This is a genomic window from Ferrimonas sp. SCSIO 43195, assembly GCF_023716685.1.
Lineage (GTDB): Bacteria > Pseudomonadota > Gammaproteobacteria > Enterobacterales > Shewanellaceae > Ferrimonas > Ferrimonas kyonanensis.
Map to the genome: position 1 here is coordinate 610,555 of NZ_CP072679.1, position 16,838 is coordinate 627,392.

Annotated in this window: 11 protein-coding genes and 1 tRNA gene; 5 read left to right on the forward strand and 7 right to left on the reverse strand. The window is 56.7% G+C overall.

Annotation, left to right across the window (positions count from 1 at the left end):
• Positions 1–472 precede the first annotated feature (472 nt).
• The 5 genes from J8Z22_RS02920 to J8Z22_RS02940 form a co-directional block, all read right to left on the reverse strand.
• Positions 473–2,068, reverse strand: coding sequence for an Ig-like domain-containing protein (locus tag J8Z22_RS02920; protein ID WP_252008687.1), 1,596 nt, complete (start codon positions 2,066–2,068; stop codon positions 473–475).
• Positions 2,069–2,330: 262 nt separating this feature from the next.
• The gene (locus J8Z22_RS02925; RefSeq protein ID WP_252008690.1) at positions 2,331–3,212 is read right to left on the reverse strand and encodes a helix-turn-helix transcriptional regulator; all 882 of its coding nucleotides are present in this window, start codon (positions 3,210–3,212) and stop codon (positions 2,331–2,333) included.
• A gap of 104 nt (positions 3,213–3,316) precedes the next feature.
• On the reverse strand, positions 3,317–4,915 hold the full coding sequence (locus J8Z22_RS02930) for an Ig-like domain-containing protein (protein WP_252008691.1): 1,599 nt from the start codon (positions 4,913–4,915) through the stop codon (positions 3,317–3,319).
• Positions 4,916–5,138: 223 nt separating this feature from the next.
• Positions 5,139–5,768 carry a triacylglycerol lipase gene (locus J8Z22_RS02935; RefSeq protein ID WP_252008693.1) on the reverse strand — a complete coding sequence of 210 codons (630 nt, stop codon included), beginning with the start codon at positions 5,766–5,768 and terminating at the stop codon, positions 5,139–5,141.
• A gap of 40 nt (positions 5,769–5,808) precedes the next feature.
• Positions 5,809–6,096: a hypothetical protein gene (locus J8Z22_RS02940; RefSeq protein ID WP_028114231.1), complete on the reverse strand. Its 288-nt coding sequence runs from the start codon at positions 6,094–6,096 to the stop codon at positions 5,809–5,811.
• A 212-nt stretch (positions 6,097–6,308) separates the two neighbouring features.
• On the opposite strand from J8Z22_RS02940, the gene J8Z22_RS02945 reads away from it, so the two are divergent.
• The 4 genes from J8Z22_RS02945 (at position 6,309) to J8Z22_RS02960 (ending at position 11,884) form a co-directional block, all read left to right on the forward strand.
• On the forward strand, positions 6,309–7,790 hold the full coding sequence (locus J8Z22_RS02945) for a catalase (RefSeq protein ID WP_305881812.1): 1,482 nt from the start codon (positions 6,309–6,311) through the stop codon (positions 7,788–7,790).
• Between the two features lie 349 nt (positions 7,791–8,139).
• A complete protein-coding gene (locus J8Z22_RS02950; protein WP_252008697.1) occupies positions 8,140–9,318 on the forward strand; it encodes an amino acid permease in 1,179 nt (392 codons plus the stop codon).
• 222 nt (positions 9,319–9,540) lie between these two features.
• Positions 9,541–11,700, forward strand: a complete 2,160-nt coding sequence (locus J8Z22_RS02955) for a S46 family peptidase (protein WP_252008698.1) — start codon at positions 9,541–9,543, stop codon at positions 11,698–11,700.
• Between the two features lie 110 nt (positions 11,701–11,810).
• A tRNA-Gly gene (locus J8Z22_RS02960) sits at positions 11,811–11,884 on the forward strand.
• Positions 11,885–11,950: 66 nt separating this feature from the next.
• Here the strand turns inward: J8Z22_RS02960 and J8Z22_RS02965 are convergent.
• Positions 11,951–13,165 carry a LysR family transcriptional regulator gene (locus J8Z22_RS02965; RefSeq protein ID WP_252008700.1) on the reverse strand — a complete coding sequence of 405 codons (1,215 nt, stop codon included), beginning with the start codon at positions 13,163–13,165 and terminating at the stop codon, positions 11,951–11,953.
• Positions 13,166–13,573: 408 nt separating this feature from the next.
• Between J8Z22_RS02965 and J8Z22_RS02970 the strand changes: the two genes are divergently transcribed.
• Positions 13,574–15,769 (forward strand): OmcA/MtrC family decaheme c-type cytochrome, encoded by a 2,196-nt coding sequence (locus J8Z22_RS02970; RefSeq protein WP_252008702.1) that lies wholly within the window; start codon positions 13,574–13,576, stop codon positions 15,767–15,769.
• A 95-nt stretch (positions 15,770–15,864) separates the two neighbouring features.
• On the opposite strand, the gene J8Z22_RS02975 is transcribed toward J8Z22_RS02970, so the two are convergent.
• On the reverse strand, positions 15,865–16,767 hold the full coding sequence (locus tag J8Z22_RS02975; protein WP_252008705.1) for a 1,4-dihydroxy-2-naphthoyl-CoA synthase: 903 nt from the start codon (positions 16,765–16,767) through the stop codon (positions 15,865–15,867).
• Positions 16,768–16,838 lie beyond the last annotated feature (71 nt).

Sequence of the window (16,838 nt, forward strand, 5' to 3'; positions counted from 1 at the left end):
CCTTAGAGGTGTACTCGTTTTACTTTAGCGGCCGTTAGCGTCTTTATCGGTGCATTGGCCGCAATGGGTTCATCATTATTTCCCTACAGTAGGTAACAGGGCGGCACGCTTGGCTTATCGCCGCTGCGAACCAGGCCGTGTCCATGTAAAAGTAATGGTGAACTCGGCATTGAAACAGGTCGAAACAGGCCTGAAAATTGCCGTTAAAGTACCGTGCGACGGGAATGTGATCGCCGCCATCTGGAAACGGTGACATGGATCTTAAAAACGCCTCTTTGAGCGTCAAAAGAGTGCCTGCCGGGCGCGTGTTTAAAAATAGTCATTCGAATGGGGGGCATCAAAGCCGGGGTTCGAGGCGGTCTTTTGCCCCGTGTCGGGGGGACCGAGGCTGTCCAACACGGCCATGGGGAAACAACAAAGCCGGCATCAGTTCGGTGCCGGCTTTAGGCTTTCGGTTACCCGCTGGTGGACGTTACTTGTGGATCTTGCCTATCTGAGCGGCTCTAGCGTCGTAGTCTTCGGCATGACAGCCTTGACAGGCGTCGGAAGGTCGCAGCCACGGCTGGCTGTAAACGCCGTCCTCTGAGTAGTGGTAGCTATCGTCAGAGGGGGCAGAGATATCGATCTTGAACAGATGTGACCGGGAGGGCATATGACAGTTTCTGCAATCTGTGCTGCTGTGAATCATAGCGGCCATGCCATTCCCTCCCTCGGCGTTGGCAAACTCCATCTGGTGACAATCGGTACACTCTCTTTTCAAGCCGCCTTCGTGGCCGGGTTTGTCCCTGAAGTGGGTAGACATATGGCTTTCGTGGCAGGTACTGCAGTGCATGTTTTGCTTCTTGCCTTCGGCCACGCCGGTATCCGGGTTATAGCCCATAATCGCATCACCAGCGATACGACCTCCAAGCCCCCCCAGGCCCGCTGTGCCTTTAGGGATCAGGCCTCCGACGGCGTAACCGCCAAACTTTTCGGTGTAATGGGTTAGATATTCTGGGTAGGTCTTATCGCCTTTTTTAGTATGGCATTCGGCACAGGCAACCGCTTGGCCGAAGGCCTGGTCCTCGGCCTTCATATCCGCCGCGGTACGAGGTTCGGCCAGGCGGGTTATGTTGTTGCTGGATGGGGATTTGATGTGGTCGCTGCCCGCACCGTGACAGGATTCACACTGGACGCCGGTCTGGTCGAAGGTCCCCAGAATACCCTCCAGGCCATCCTGGTGATGGTTGTTTCTATTGTCCCCCTCCGCGGAGGTGAAGTCCTTCCAGCCGGTGGTATGGCAACGACCACAGTGATAGGGTCTGACTTCGGGGCCCAGGTTTTCTCCAAATGACCATATATCAGAGATATAGCCATCTCCGTCGAGCTTGCCGATCACCTTTTCACCAGTGATTATGTAGCCATCCAGACCCACCCACTGAACTGCTTGCTTGTAGCCACCAATCACGTAAGCAACCTCTTCATAGCTGGTGGGAGCACCACCCGGGTTGATCACGCCATCTATCATCTCCAAGGCGCCGGCGATGTTGGTGAAGGGGTACTCGGGCATCTGGCCATCGACCACCTTAGCCAACTTAAAGGGGGGGCCGGATGTCAGGAAGCTTTCTTTGTCGTTGTGACAGCTCAGGCAGGTCTGGGTGCCCACATAACTCAGTTGCTCCGCTGGCTCGGTTGCGATTGTGACGGTGACGGTGGATCTCGCCTCACCGCCCCGGCCATCGCTAATCTCGTAGGCCAACTTGGCCTCGCCGGTTTTTTCCGGTTCAAACAGAAGTTTGTTGTCCTCAATGGAGACTCTGCCGTTTCCCGTTACCAGGTCAACCCGGTCCAGGGTCAGGGGATCGCCATCGGCATCACTGTCGTTGGCCAGGACGTCGATGATCACCTGGCTGCCAACGGTGGCCTCGGCGGTGTCGGCAGTGGCTATCGGGGCCGCGTTCTTCTGCGGAGGAGGCGGTGCAACCGAGTTGTTGTCGCTGTCGCTGCCGCAGGCGGTCAGCAGGCTGAGCAGGGCAGTGGCTGCCAGCGTTTTCATCGGCGCATTGAGCGTATTGGGTTTCATCATCATTATTTCCTTTCAGTAGCTAACACAGTGGTGCGCCCGGCTCCAAGGGAGCGGGTGCACCAGGTTTTGCACCGGGGAAAATAGTGGCTGGAGCTGCCGATGAAACAGGTCAGTAAAGGCTGAAAAGTTGCCGTTACCGTACCTTGCTGTCGAAAGTGTGACTGCGCCCAGAAGAATTGGGGAGTAGGGCTCTAGATTTTTTCTGTATCAATATCAAGTAATTGCCTAGTGATGGCGTTAAGCGCTGATTGGCCTTAACGGTTCTTCAGCATTCGTTGTCCCGCTTAAAGGCCGCCGGGGTCTGGCCAGTCAGGCGTTTGAAATACTTGTTCATGTAACTGGTGTCTTCGAAGCTAAGGTCCGACGCGATCTCCTGGGAAGATAACCCATCCATGACCAGCTTGCGCTTTATCTCCAGAATGGTGCGAAAGTCGATCAGTTGTTTGGCGGTGCGGCCACAGCATGTTTTGCATAATTGACTCAACGTCTTGTAACTGGTGTGCATCAGGTCGGCATAGTGACTGGCCTCCCTGGCTTCGGGGAAGCACTGCTCCACCAAAGTTAGAAACAGGTCGAATCGCTCCTTCTGATGTTCACTGAGGTGGCTTAGGTGGCTTTGTCGTCGTCGACCCAGTTTGATCAACAGCGAAGAGATCAGCAGTTGTACGACCACGTCATCATCGGCGCCCTCATGCTGGGCCTTTCTGACTTCCGTTAGTAGCGCCTTGCAGCTGTCTTTCAGGTCGTCGCTCAGGGACAGTACCGGTGATGCGGCCATGCTCTGGTGAAAGGGGGCGAAGTACGAGGTGCGAATATTGGAGGCACTGTCGGAGAAAAAGGCGGTGGTGATGTTGATCATCTTTCCTTTGGGGCGATCGGCGCTATCGAAGGCATGTACTTGATTGGGATTGACGAAAATGACGCTGCCGGATCGATAGGGGTAGCGATGAAAGTCGATCAGGTGTTCTCCCTCGCCCTCATCGATGAACAGGAAGCAAAAATAGCTGACGCGGTGCGGTTGGTAGGGGTTGAAACTGTAGTCGTTGAGCCGGTCTCGGAAGCGTTCAAGATCCAGCACTTCGATGCCAGACTCTTCCTGAGAAGGTGCACGGTAGCAGATGTTGGGAATAGGGGCGCTGCTGTCCACAAGAACTCCGGTGACTGTTGTTGGTGTAATGATGACAGGTTTGAGGGGAAGTGCCAAAAGCGGTAAAAATCAGCCAGCGACGCGCTGTCGCTGGCTGGCAGGGGTTACTGGTGAATCTTGCCTATGCGAGTGGCACGTTCATCATAGTCATCCTCGTGACAACCGGAGCAGCTGTCATAGGCACGAAGCCATGGCTTCATGTAGTCGCCGTCTGCCGAGAAGTGCCGTGGATCGTCCTTGGCACCGTCAAGATCGATCTTGAACAGATGGGATTCGCTGGGCATATGGCAATCGGTACACTTGGCGGTGAACTCGTGGGCGGCGGCGGCGATGTCACTGCCTGGAGCGTTGGCAAACTCCTTGGTGTGACAATCGTTACATTCGCGCACCATGGCGTTTTCGTGGCCTGGTTGGTCCTGATTGTGCTCAGACTGGTGGGGGTTATGACAGGTCGCGCAGGTAAAGCCCTGCTTCTTGCCCATGGCTTCACCGGTGTCCGGGTCAACCCCAATCAGGGTTGTGCCCGCATGACGGCCGCCACGGCCATCCCGGCGGCCTTCAGGGCCGAAACTGGTCATCACTTTCAAGCGTCCACCTTGAGTGTCGCCACCGAAAATTTGGTTGTTAGGAGTCACATAGTCTGGATAGCGTCTCACGGTGTCATCGGTCACATGGCACTCGTTACAGGCGATGGCCTGGCCGAAGCCCATGTCCTGTGCCTGGTAGTCGTCGACAGTGCGGGGCTCGGCAAGCTTGACGATGTTGTGCTTGGACGGACTCGTGATGTGAGCCAGACCGGCACCGTGGCAGGCCTCACATTGGACCCCAGTCAGGGCAAAGGTGCCGCCCATGCCTGGCATGTCGTCCTGGCGGTTCAGGTTGCGGTGATCGCCACTGCCTTCGGTGTAGTCTTTCCAGCCGGTGGTGTGACAACGGCCGCAGTAGTCATAGGGGTGAGAATCTGGAGCGTCTGCGGGGTTCCAAGGCCACATATAAGGAACCTGACCACCTTTGGGGGCCAGGCCGGCACCGGTTTTGTCGCCGGTCATGATGTAGCCATTGTTATCGATAAACATGGCACCGGTCTTGTAGCCGCCGATGACGTAGCTGATGTCCGCCCAACTGGTTGGATTACCCAGTGTGTTGTTGGTATCGATTTGCTCCAACGCCCCTGAAATCGAAGTGAATGGGTAGACGGGTTCCTGATCGCCTTCAACCTTGGTCAACTTAAAGTTGTGGCCGGTTTCCAGGTAGGATTTCTTATCGTTATGGCAGGATAGGCAGGCCTCGGTGCCCACATAGCTGAGCGCCTGGGCGGAGACCGAAATGGTGACCGTGGAGGCGGCCTGGCCACCGTTGCCGTCGGAGATGCTGTAGTTGAGGATGGTGGTCCCCACTTCCAGCGGTTCAAACAAGATTTTGTTGTCCTTGATGGATGCCACACCGCGGCCGTCGAACAGGGTGACCGCCTCCAAAGTCAGGCTATCGCCGTCGGCATCGGTGTCGTTGGCCAGGGCATCGATCAGGCTGTTGCTGCCCATGGTGGCATTGGCGTCTACCGGGTTGGCAACTGGAGGCGTATTGTCAGGCATGGCGGGATCGCTGCCATTGTTGTCGTCACTGCCACATGCGCTTAGCAGGCTGAGTAACATGGCAGCGCTGAGGGTTTTTAGGGGCAAACTGGGCCCATGGAGTTTCATCATCATCATTTCCCTGTAGTAGGTGACACAGTCGGCGCCTGGGCATGGGAGAGCGCCCGAAGCGCAATAAGTTGTGCACCTGTGAAAGTAATGCTGAACCCCGGTTCAAAATAGGTAAGAAAAGTCCGGAAACTGGCGATTTTTGTACCTGATTCACAGACTGTGATCCGGGACTGTGACTAAGCACAGCAATGACAATGATTCGGTAAGTTGTGATGGATTGGGGTTATTGTTCAACAGGTTGATGCTGAAAATGACCATGACTCAGAAAGAGATGGGTTTGTCTGGCGACCTCGGCGGACAGCAGCATGCTGGTGTGGCTAACCGGTAGCACAATGTGATCACTCATGCCGTCGATTCGAGTCTCATCGACGGTGACGGTGCCGTCATTGGGGGTGTTACTGAGGTTAGCCAACAGCTTGCCCATGCCGATGCCAGCGTCTCCGGCAAGACTGCCCAAGGGCGTGTCGGCATTGTAATCTCGCCGTTCTGTCGGTAGCAGGCCGTGCTCATGGGCATTGCCCAGCAGTCCCAGCAGATTCCACTTCTGCAGTTGCCGGGTCACTGTGGCACCTTGATGAGGAGACCCCAGGGTAACCAAGCGGGAGCCCGGGGGCAGCGGATGCTGCTCGGCGTACTGGCGAATCAGCACGCCTCCGAGGCTGTGCCCCAGCAGGTACATGGGCTGACCGGGGCGCCGTCGCCGGTCCAGGCGCCGAAACAGCACGTCCGGGTCGATGGCCAGGCTGTTGTAACTGAAACCGTCCACCTGCCAACCCTGATTACGCATCAGGGCGGCGAGGGGACGCATTATGGTGTGGTGCATGTAGAGCCCATGAAGCATCACCAGCTGCATTGGCTTCTCCCTAACCGATGTCTCAGATGATCAGGGTACGCTAGTTCTTGCGTTTTTGGATCATGCTCAGGGTTTCATTCTTAGGCTTGTTGCCATAGAAGTTGTTGTAGTTGAGCAGGTCGATCTGATTCACGCCGGTGACCGGACAGCGACGCTCTTTCTTCATGGTGGCGCTGCCTTTGATGCGTTTGGCGTTGGCGTCAAAACAGTGTGAGGCCGAGATATTGACCCCGGCTGCCGGACCTGGGTTACCGCCGCCACCGCCGCCGGTGGCCAGTGCTGTGGAGCTGAAGAACAGGGTAACCAGAGTAAACAGTAACGTTTTCATGATGGATCTCCGTTTTTTGTGCTCATCACTCAGAGTAGACCGGTTGATACGCGTTTTTGTCACAGCTGGATTGTTTTTTTGTAATCGATAAAAACGAACACCAATATCCAATCTAATCATTTTTATATTTTAGGAATGGCATCCATAATTGATTTTAACGATTGAGGAGGGGGTTATGTGGCACGGCCTCTATGAGTGGATTGAATGGCGCTATGGCGCAAAGGAGCAACACCATGACACAGCATCTGACCGCACAAAACGGCGCACCCATCGCCGATGACCAAAACAGCCTGACAGCAGGACGACGTGGCCCGGTTGGCCTTCAGGATTGGCACTTAATTGAAAAATTGGCGCATTTCAACCGTGAGCGGATCCCTGAGCGGGTGGTTCACGCCAAGGGCAGTGGCGCCTATGGCACCTTTACTTTGACCCAGGATCTGTCCCGTTACACCCTGGCGGAGCACTTCAATGAGGTGGGCAAACAGACCGAGGTGGTGGTGCGTTTCTCCACCGTTGGCGGTGAAGCTGGCAGTGCCGATGCCGAGCGGGACCCTCGAGGTTTTGCGGTGCGTTTCTATACTGAAAACGGTAACCATGACATCGTTGGTAACAATACTCCGGTATTTTTCCTGCGAGACGGCATCAAGTTTCCGGACTTTATTCACACCCAGAAACGCAACCCCATTACCAACCTCAAAGACCCCCAGGCGATGTGGGACTTTTGGTCGCTGAATCCGGAGGCGCTGCATCAGGTCACCATCTTGATGTCAGACCGTGGTATTCCACTGAATTATCGCCATATGAATGGCTACGGTTCTCACACCTTTTCCCTGTGGAACAAACAGGGGGAGCGGTTCTGGGTGAAGTTCCACTTCAAGACCCAGCAGGGAATCAAAAACCTCTCCAATGCCGAAGCGGATAAACTAAAGGGCATTGACCCGGATCATGCCCAGCGGGATCTGTACGGGGCCATTGCCGATGGGCAGGCGCCCAAGTGGACGCTGTATCTGCAGATCATGCCGGAGAAGGACGCCGACAGCTATGGCATCAACCCGTTTGATTTGACCAAGGTCTGGCCTCACAGCGATTACCCGCTGATTGAAGCCGGAGTGCTGGAGCTGAACCGCAATCCGCAAAACTACTTCAATGAGATTGAGCAGGCGGCCTTCGCTCCCTCTAACCTGGTGCCCGGAGTCGGCGCATCACCGGACAAGATGCTGCAGGCGCGTCTGTTTGCCTACGCCGATGCTCAGCGCTATCGCATCGGCGGTAACTACAACCAGTTGCCGGTGAACTGTCCCCATGCGGCTCAGCCGAACCATTACCAGCGCGGCGGTGCGATGGCCGGTGGCGGTTGCCCTTACCACGGTGCCCAGCAGGAGTCCGGCGTGAATTACGGTCCCAATACTCAGCAGGGGCCGGAGCAACAGCCGCAGTATGCCGAGCCGCCGCTGGCGGTGGACGGCAACCTGGACCGTTTTGACCGTTTCGAGGAGGAAAACGTCGAGCAGGCCGGCAACCTGTACCGTCTGATGAGCGACGCTCAGCGTCAGTCCCTGGCCGACACCATTGCCGCCACCTTGTCTCAGGTGACTGCACCGGTGCAGCAAAGAATGCTGGCGCAGTTTGCCGATGCCGATGCCGACTACGGCCGACGGGTGGCCCAGGCCATCGACGCGGTGCGAGGCGAGTAACCGCTTAGGGGGGAGCAATCCCTGTCACCCTGAAGCTGGAAAAATGTGAGCCGGGTCTCTTGTTTCGCCAAGGTGGACGCTGTTAGTCTTCTTGGGTTGCGGGAGACCCGCCATTTGCTTTCAGGTAGAGATGATGTCATTAACCATCACTTTTATCGCTCGATTTTGCCAGCCTCAATGGCATGGAGAGCGGTAACATAGATCGCTAACCACGCCATTGGGGCTAATTGAACCGACACCAACCGGGTCGGGATTCAATTGGCAAGGTGGTGTGTGCAACCTGACGCAGTCCTTCCTCTTTTCTCCCTGACCCGTTGTAACTTCAAATTTTTACACCGGGAAGACCATTTTGAATAGCAAGCTTTTAGGCGCAACACTGATCGTTGCTGGCACCAGTATTGGCGCCGGTATGTTGGCGCTACCCATCGCCGTATCCCACATCGGATTCTGGCCTGCCATGGCACTGATGGTTCTGATCTGGGGACTGTCTGGCTACACCGCGCTGTTGCTGACCGAAGCCAACCTTAGGGTGGGCTGCGGCCTGAATTTCCACGGTATGGCCGGCAAAGCGCTGGGGCCCTGGGGACAGCTGATCTGCTCCGCCAGCTTCCTGGCTCTGCTGTACGCCTTAACGGCTGCCTACCTGACCGGCGGCGCCTCACTGGTGACGCTGAAAGCACAATCTCTGTTGTCACTGCCGCTGGACAGTACCCCGGCGACCTTGATCTTTGCCTGTACTTTGGGATTGGTGGCCGCCTTTGGGGTTAAATATGTGGATCTGTTAACCCGTGGCCTGTTCAGTCTGAAGATGGTGGCGCTGCTGATTCTGGTGGCGATGCTGCTGCCTCAGAGTGAGCCGGCGAACCTGGCCCTGAATCTGCAGGCCACCCTGGGCAACAGTCACTACCTGATTGCGGCGCTGCCACTGATCTTCACCTCGTTCGGTTTCCATGTCTGCATTCCGCCGTTGGTGAAGTACCTCAATGGCGATGTCGGCCAACTTCGAAAAGCATTCCTGCTGGGCAGTGCGCTGCCGCTGCTGTGCTACAGCCTGTGGTTGTTGTCGGTGTTCGGTCCGATGGGCGTGTCGCAACTGCAAACCCTGGCCGAGGGTGACAGCCTGGCCAACCTGGTGACGGCCATGACTCAGATCACCGGCTCCGGTCGGGTCGGCACCCTGGTAACCCTGTTTGCGGATCTGGCGCTGGTGACCTCTTTCATCGGCGTGACCTTGAGTTTGTTTGAGTATCTGGCGGAACTGCGTGGCCGTCGCAATGGCAAAGTCAGTACCTGGTTGATCACCTTTGTGCCGCCACTGACCCTGGCCCTGGCGATGCCGGAAGGGTTCATCGCGGTGTTGGGGTTTGCGGCGATTCCACTGGCGGTGCTGATCGTGTTCCTGCCGGTGGCGATGGCCATCAAGCTGCGTCAGCCCGGCCAGGGTGGCTATCAGGTGAGAGGGGGCAAGCCGGCGCTGGCGTTGGTGACCGTACTGGGGGCAGTGATTGTGGCGGCGCAACTGGCCTGACGGCGCCCGATACCAGGACGTTAGTCACAAAAACCTTGCCAGATGAACAGCCTGACGGCGAAATTGCATCATGATGTTACGGTGAGGTTATGCCCTTCGCTGGCTTGTGATACAGTGACTTTGAACATAGAACAGCCGCCTTTTCAGGGCGGCTTTTCTAAACCCCCTAAGGAATCTCCGCTCACCTTTCCTCAGAGACGGAGTCTGAAAAGGATCATAACGATGAAATCTTGGTTAACTGCGGCCATGGTCGTATTGCCCCTGACGGCGATGGCCGATGAAGGGATGTGGCAGCCTTATCAAATTCCCGCTCTGGAAGACAAGCTGACGGAGATGGGCCTGGAAATTGACGCCAAGACCATGTCGGATTTGGGCGCCTTCCCAATGAACGCCATCATCAACTTTGGTGGCTGTACCGCCTCTTTTGTTTCTCCCGATGGCCTGGTGGTCACCAACCACCACTGTGGTTACGGTGCCATTCAGTACCACTCCACTCCGGAAGACAACATCCTGGAGAATGGCTTCCTGGCCAAGACCAAGGCGGAAGAGAAAGAGCCAGTTCCCGGTTACAAAATCTGGGCGACTGAGTCGATGGTGGACGTGACCGACAAGGTACTGGCCGGTACCCAGGGCGCCGATAATGGCGAGGCGTATTACAGCACCATCGAAACCAACACCAAGGCGCTGGTTGCCGAGTGTGAGGTGAGCAAGGATTACCGCTGTGACGTGTATAACTTTCACCGTGGTGCCCAGTACTTCCTGATCAAGGAGCTGGAGATTCGCGACGTGCGCCTGGTGTACACCCCTTCCATGTCCGTGGGTAAGTACGGTGGCGACATCGATAACTGGATGTGGCCCCGCCATACCGGCGATTTCTCATTCTTCCGTGCCTATGTTGGTAAAGACGGTCGTCCGGCGGATTACAGTGAAGACAACGTGCCGTTCCAGCCGGAGCGGTTCCTGAAGGTTTCCGCCAAGGGTGTCGAGAACGGCGATTTCGTGATGGTGGCCGGTTATCCGGGGCGCACCAACCGTTATCGCACCGCCGAAGAGGTTCAGACCTACTTCGAAGCCATTTACCCCAAGTCTAAGGTGGCTCGGGAAGCGATCATCGATCTGATCAAGTCCACCTCTGCCGATGGCAGTGATGCACGGATCAAGTATGAGAGCACCCTGGCCAGCCTGGCCAACTATGCCAAGAACTTCCAGTCAATGATCGAAGGCTACGCCAAGACCGGCATCCTGGCCAAGAAGCAGGGTGAAGAGAAGGCGCTACTGGACTGGATCAACAGCGACAGCAAGCGGGCCAAGCAGTATGGCGATGTGATTAATCAGCTCAACGCCTTGATCGAAGAGGATCACGCTCACCTGGATCGTGACATTATTCTTGGTTACCTGCGTTACAACCAGATGACCAGCATTGCTGCCCGCCTGTACCGTTTGTCTCAGGAGAAGCAGAAGCCGGATCTGGAGCGCGAGCCTGGCTATCAGGAGCGCGACTGGGACGGCATCGAGGCCGCCATGCAGCGGGTCGACCGTCGTTACGACGTTGAGGTGGATAAGGCGATTCTGGCGCTGCAACTGGGCCAGTATGCTCAATTGCCCGCTTCTGAGCACCTGGAAGATCTGGATCGGGTGTTTGGCCTGTCCGGTAAGTTTGACGCCGAAGCGCTCGACAGCAAACTGGACGCCATGTACGCCACCACCGATCTGGGCAAGGTGGATACCCGTCTGGCGTGGCTGAACAAGACGCCGGCAGAGTTCCAGGCCAGCAACGACCCCTTCATTCGCTACGCGGTGGCGACCTATGACGCCAAAATGAAGCGTGAAAAGCAGGCCAAGGATCTGTCCGGTCGGCTGCTGCAGGTGCGTCCCGACTACATGGGCGCGATCATCGCCTACAACGAGAGCCTGGGACTGCCGGTGTACGCCGATGCCAACTCCAGCCTGCGTTTGACCTTTGGTAGCGTGGTGCCGTACTCGCCACAGGATGGCTTGGTGGCGGTGCCGTTCACCACTCTGGAGGGCCTGGCGGCCAAGGCCACCGACGAGGCCCCGTTCGATGCCTCTGCCAAGCAGTTGCAGCTGATCAAGGATAAGGTCTACGGCCCTTACAAGCAGGAATCTCTGGGTAGCGTGCCGGTGAACTTCCTGTCCAACCTGGATTCCACTGGCGGCAACTCCGGCTCCCCGACCATGAACGGCCGTGGTGAGTTGGTGGGGCTGCTGTTTGATGGGGTGTACGAATCCATCACCGCCGACTGGAGTTACAACAACGAACTGAGTCGTTCCATCCACGTCGACAGCCGTTACATGCTGTGGGTGATGAAGTACCTCGACGGTGCCGATAACCTGTTGGCTGAAATGGAAGTGGTGAAGTAATCATTTCGATGCAGTGTTGAACCTAGCCTCGCAATGCGGGGCTTTTTTCGGCGGTTGGCGTGGTTGTGGTTGCGTTCAGGCCATCGAATTGCATAAGCTAAGCCTCTGATGCGGCTATCGTATAGTGGTATTACCCAAGCTTCCCAAGCTTGTGAGACGGGTTCGATTCCCGTTAGCCGCTCCACAGACATAAAAAAACCGACTCTCCGGAGTCGGTTTTTTATTGCGTGGCTGCCACAGCGCCGAGCCATTATTGGTGCGATTCCAGCACATAGTTTTCCAGGCACCGTTGCAGCCAGGGGGGAGTGGCCAGCCTCCCTTGAGCGTCCTGTTTCAGCCATAGGTAGGTGCTGGGTGGGCTAAAATGATCCAGCACCTGCTTGTCTTGCTGATAGCCCATCTTCTGAGTCCTGAGCCCCTTAAATTGCTTCAGGTAGTCCACGGCAGAGCGAATGCCGATGATGATAAAGCCCTGGCTGTTGAGCAGCAGTTGGGCGGCGCAGCCAAGATCCGGTACCGTCGCAAGTTCATCCAGATGGGTTCCCTGAGAGCGGGCATAGCAGGCCAGCGGCGACTGGTTGTCCGGGAAGGGCAGGGAAGCCAGCTTGACCAGTGGGTAGTTCAGCAGCTGGTCTGGACAAGGGTGGTCCCAAATTGGGTGGCCTTCTCTGGCCACCAGATAGCCGGATCGGATCTGAATGACTTTTTTACTCAGGATCCCCTCCCTGTTTGCCGGTTCAAAGGCGATCACCGCATCCACGTCATTGCCGCTCAGGCGGTTGATGGCGTCCCGGTTCCAGTAATCCATTTTCAGAGTCAGCTTGACCTGGTGCCGCTCGGCGGCGCTCTGCAATGCCAGTGGCAGTGACATGGCCAGTTGCGGCACCGTGGTGATGGCCAGGCTTACCGAACTCCCATCCTGTAGCGCATCGCCGGTATCACAGGCTTCTTCACACAGCATGACCAGTTGCCGCAGCATTGGGTAGAGGTCGTGGCCAACCTCTGTGGGCTGCATGCCTCCAGACTGCCGGGTTAACAGCGGGTCATCAAACACCAGTCTCAGTGTCTTCAGGTTACGATTGAGTTTGGAGGTGGTGATGCCCAGCTGCTCGGCCAATGGCGCGATGCCGCTGCCATTGTACAGGTGGCAAAACAGCTCCAGGCTGAACAAGCTGAGCTTGTGCAATGGTTCTGACTGGCGGAGCGGGTAAGGGCTGTTTTGGTACAGCTGCTGCATCCGCTTGAGCACCGGATAGAGCTGCTCGGCGACCTGGCTTCGTTCAAACCCGGCTTGGCGGCGGATAAACAGCGGGTCACCAAGGGCATCTCGTAAGGCGTTGAGGCCGCGGCTGATGGCGGCGGGGGTTGTGGCCAAACTCTGGGCCGACTCTTTGGCATTGAGACGCTCATACACCTCAATAAAAACCGTCAATTGGAAGAGGGTACAGTGGCGTAACTTTTTCACATTCCATACCTCCTGATAACACTTAGGGGGCTAATTTAATGGCAATGACTGTGATTGGCGATGGCCCGAAAGCAGAAAAGTGATCTTTTATCGACGACTCTGGTCGATTTCGTGATCCCGCCCCGAAACCGGTGCCGTCAGGCTGTCAAAAACCAGTATTGCCAAAATCGACATTCGATAATTCATTTTGCGGCATTTGGCTATTACTCCGGCTTGGTCGGTGCTCATGGCGGATTTGGCTCTCACTGTGCCTCCTGGTAGTCCAAGTCTCCAAAAGTGACTACTCAGGCAGTCTTAATGCCTTTCCTGTTGCGGCGGGGGACGGGGTGACCTTGGTCAAGGTTGGTGGCCGTTAGGCTCAATACCATGGCTGCGACCACGGAGATGATGGTCTAACGGAGAATGATAATGATGAAAACACCGAAGGCACCTTTGGCGCTGTTGATCGCTTCTGCCCTGTTGTTGGGCGGTTGTGGGGATGGAGACGATGGTAAGGATGGTCAGCCCGGCAGCCCGGGCCAGCCAGGGGATCCCGGGGATCCGGGCAGTGTTGGCCTGCATATCGATATGGCCCAAGAAGCCATAGCCCAGATAACAGGGGCAATGTACCGCGACGGCATCATCAGCGTCGAGTTTGAATTGACCAATTCACAGGGGGTTGGCCTGTTTGGTCTGGATGGCCACAACCCCTTCCACGACTTCCGCTTCTCGGTGGCCCAGTTGGCGGTGGATGGCAATCTCAAGCAGTGGCAGTCGCTGCTGAATGAGACCACCAATGATGCCGGGACCACCTTTGAGCAGGGCTTTGAAAAGCTGCAGGACTGTCCGGATTGCCTGCAGGATAATCGGGATGGCAGCTACCGCTACACCTTCCACACCGATCTGCTGCAGTGGCAGGATCCCGCCGGTGTGACCTTCGAGCCAGCCCTGACCCAGAGGTTGGCCATCGAGATGCAGTTTGAGTACGACTCTGGCCATGAACTGGCAGAGAACGCCCATTATGACTGGATTCCCGCCAGTGGCACTCAGCAAGGGCTGGAGACCCGACAACTGGTGTCGATGGAGAGTTGCTATACCTGTCACCAGCCGGACAGCCTCAAGGCCCACGGTGGACGACGCCTGGACCTGGAGAACTGCCAGTCCTGTCATAACGGCATCGTCTCTGATCCCGAGGGGGTATCGGTGGAGCTGGGGCACATGGTTCACGCCATCCATATGGGGCCCAGTCGTCAAGGTAAGGACCAACAGGGTGATGTCGTACCGATGCCCTATACGGTTTCGGGCTATCACGGCGCTCACGCTTTCGATTATCCGGCTTTCCCCACCAAACCCTTTATGGATTGTAGCGTTTGTCACGTCGAGGATGGCTCTCTGGCCGACGTCGATCTTTGGTTAAAAGACGCCAATGCCAACGCCTGTATTGGCTGTCATACCGACAGCCCGGTGCAGCATAACTCGGCCAAGAACCCGGAGTTGACCTGTACCGATTGCCACAGTGGTGTGGATCACCGTCAACATGGTGCCCCCTATGACGCGGCTGCAGGCTACCAGGTAACGGTATCCAACATTCAAGTTAACGCAGAAAACCTGTTGGAGTTTGATGTTCAGGTGACTGACTCAGAAGGGGGGCTGGTGACCATCGACCAGGTCTACCAGCAGGGGTACTCCAACCCCTACATGGTGGTGAGCTGGGATGTGGACAAGGACTACCCCGAGCAGTCGGTGACCCTGGAAGGCGCCGACTTCAGCGAGGGCACGACCTATGAGCACCGCCGTTTCAGTCTTAAAGGCGATGGCTCTACCACCTATGCCAATGGCACCTTCCACGTCACCACCGAAAAGGTGAAACGAGGCATGACCTATAGCCTGGATCTGCCCGCGGATATCAACCAGAGAACCCTGGAGATCCTGCCTGTGGTGAAGGTGTGTTTCGAGGACAACAGCCCGGTGCGGACCGATTGCACCAGTGCAGGCGCTTATCCTGCCTATGTGCAGAGTGAGCCTGTGCGCACCATTCTGGGGCAGGCTGGTGCCGAAGTGCCACAGCGTCGGGCCATTATCGATGAAGCCAGTTGCTTTGGCTGTCATTCCAAGGAGTTCTACCACGATTCCAACGGAGTGAACTGCATCGCTTGCCACACCAACGACAAGAAACTGGTCGATGTCGAGGTGGATCATCAACCCACAGGTTACCTGAAGTCTTCCAGCTTTATGTACAAGGCCCACAAGGCCGAGGGCCATGATAATGGCCATGGTGGCAGTGGCACCCTGCTCAAGACCGATTGCATGACCTGTCACTCAGCCGAGCAGGGCTGGAGTGGTCTGGATTATGGTTTCGAGTTGGGACGTAATGCCGGCGCCGCGCTGGTTGTGCCCAGCACCGTCACTGAGAAGGACGTGGCCGAGACCTGGTACGCCTCTGCGGACGTGGGCGCCTGCATGAGTTGCCACCAGAAGTACCTGTCCGATGCGGCCCTGTCTCATATGGTCAGCAACGGCGGCTATTTCGGTGACGACAAGGCTCAGGCCCAGGCAGCCCAGGAAGCCTGTGCCGTGTGCCATACCCCTGAGAAGGTGATGGCCCATCATGGCCACAAACTCTAAGTATCATCATTACTTGCAGTGACCCAAAGCGCCCGTCAGGGCGCTTTTTTTATAAAAAAAGGGCCGCTCGAAAGCGGCCCTTTTCACAATCTACCTTAGTAATGCCAGGGGAACTCGGAGAAGTCCTGGTCGCGCTTTTCCAGGAAGGCATCACGCCCTTCCTGGGCTTCGGCAGTGCCGTAGGCCAGTCGAGTGGCTTCGCCGGCAAACAGTTGCTGGCCCACCAGGCCGTCGTCAGGCAGGTTGAAGCCGTATTTGAGCATGCGCATGGCGGTAGGGGACTTGGAGTTGATCTCCCGGGCCCAGCGCAGTGCTTCGGTTTCCAGATCGGCGTGCGCTACCGAGCGGTTGACCATGCCCATATCAAAGGCTTCGTCGGCGCTGTAGTTGAAGCCGCAAAAGAAGATCTCTCGTGCCCGCTTCTGGCCGATCATCTTGGCCAGGTAGGCGGAGCCGTAGCCGGAGTCAAAACTGGCCACGTCCGGATCGGTCTGCTTAAAGACCGCATGCTCCTTGGAGGCCAGAGTCAGATCGCACACCACGTGCAGACTGTGGCCGCCGCCGACGGCCCAGCCGGGAACGACCGCAATCACCACTTTAGGCATAAAGCGGATCAACCGCTGTACTTCCAGAATGTGCAGACGGCCCATGCGAGCCACGTCGGCCTTGCCTGCCTCCTCGCCTTCGTACTTGTAGCCATCTTTGCCGCGAATGCGCTGATCACCACCGGAGGAGAACGCCCACTGGCCTTTGGCTGAAGGGCCGTTGCCGGTCAGCAGCACACAACCGACATCAGACCATTGGCGGGCATGATCCAGAGCGACATAGAGCTCATCAACGGTTTTGGGACGAAAAGCGTTGAGGCAGTCGGCGCGATCGATGGCGATCCGTACCGTGCCCTGATCTTTGGCTCTGTGGTAGGTGATGTCTTCGAAGTTAAAGCCTTCGACCTGTTCCCATAGGGAGGGGTCAAAGATATCGGAAACCGCGTTGCTCATGGAGATACCCTTCTGATTTATCTGGGCCAAAGGCTAGGCGGAAAGCCCATTGAGGTCAATGGCGGAAGTGA

Coding starts and splice junctions, on each gene's coding strand:
- J8Z22_RS02935 (WP_252008693.1), bottom strand. CDS start 5,768: ATGCAGCTGGTGATGCTTCATGGGCTCTACATGCACCACACCATAATG.
- J8Z22_RS02930 (WP_252008691.1), bottom strand. CDS start 4,915: ATGATGAAACTCCATGGGCCCAGTTTGCCCCTAAAAACCCTCAGCGCT.
- J8Z22_RS02955 (WP_252008698.1), top strand. CDS start 9,541: ATGAAATCTTGGTTAACTGCGGCCATGGTCGTATTGCCCCTGACGGCG.
- J8Z22_RS02970 (WP_252008702.1), top strand. CDS start 13,574: ATGATGAAAACACCGAAGGCACCTTTGGCGCTGTTGATCGCTTCTGCC.
- J8Z22_RS02920 (WP_252008687.1), bottom strand. CDS start 2,068: ATGATGATGAAACCCAATACGCTCAATGCGCCGATGAAAACGCTGGCA.
- J8Z22_RS02945 (WP_305881812.1), top strand. CDS start 6,309: ATGGCGCAAAGGAGCAACACCATGACACAGCATCTGACCGCACAAAAC.
- J8Z22_RS02975 (WP_252008705.1), bottom strand. CDS start 16,767: ATGAGCAACGCGGTTTCCGATATCTTTGACCCCTCCCTATGGGAACAG.
- J8Z22_RS02940 (WP_028114231.1), bottom strand. CDS start 6,096: ATGAAAACGTTACTGTTTACTCTGGTTACCCTGTTCTTCAGCTCCACA.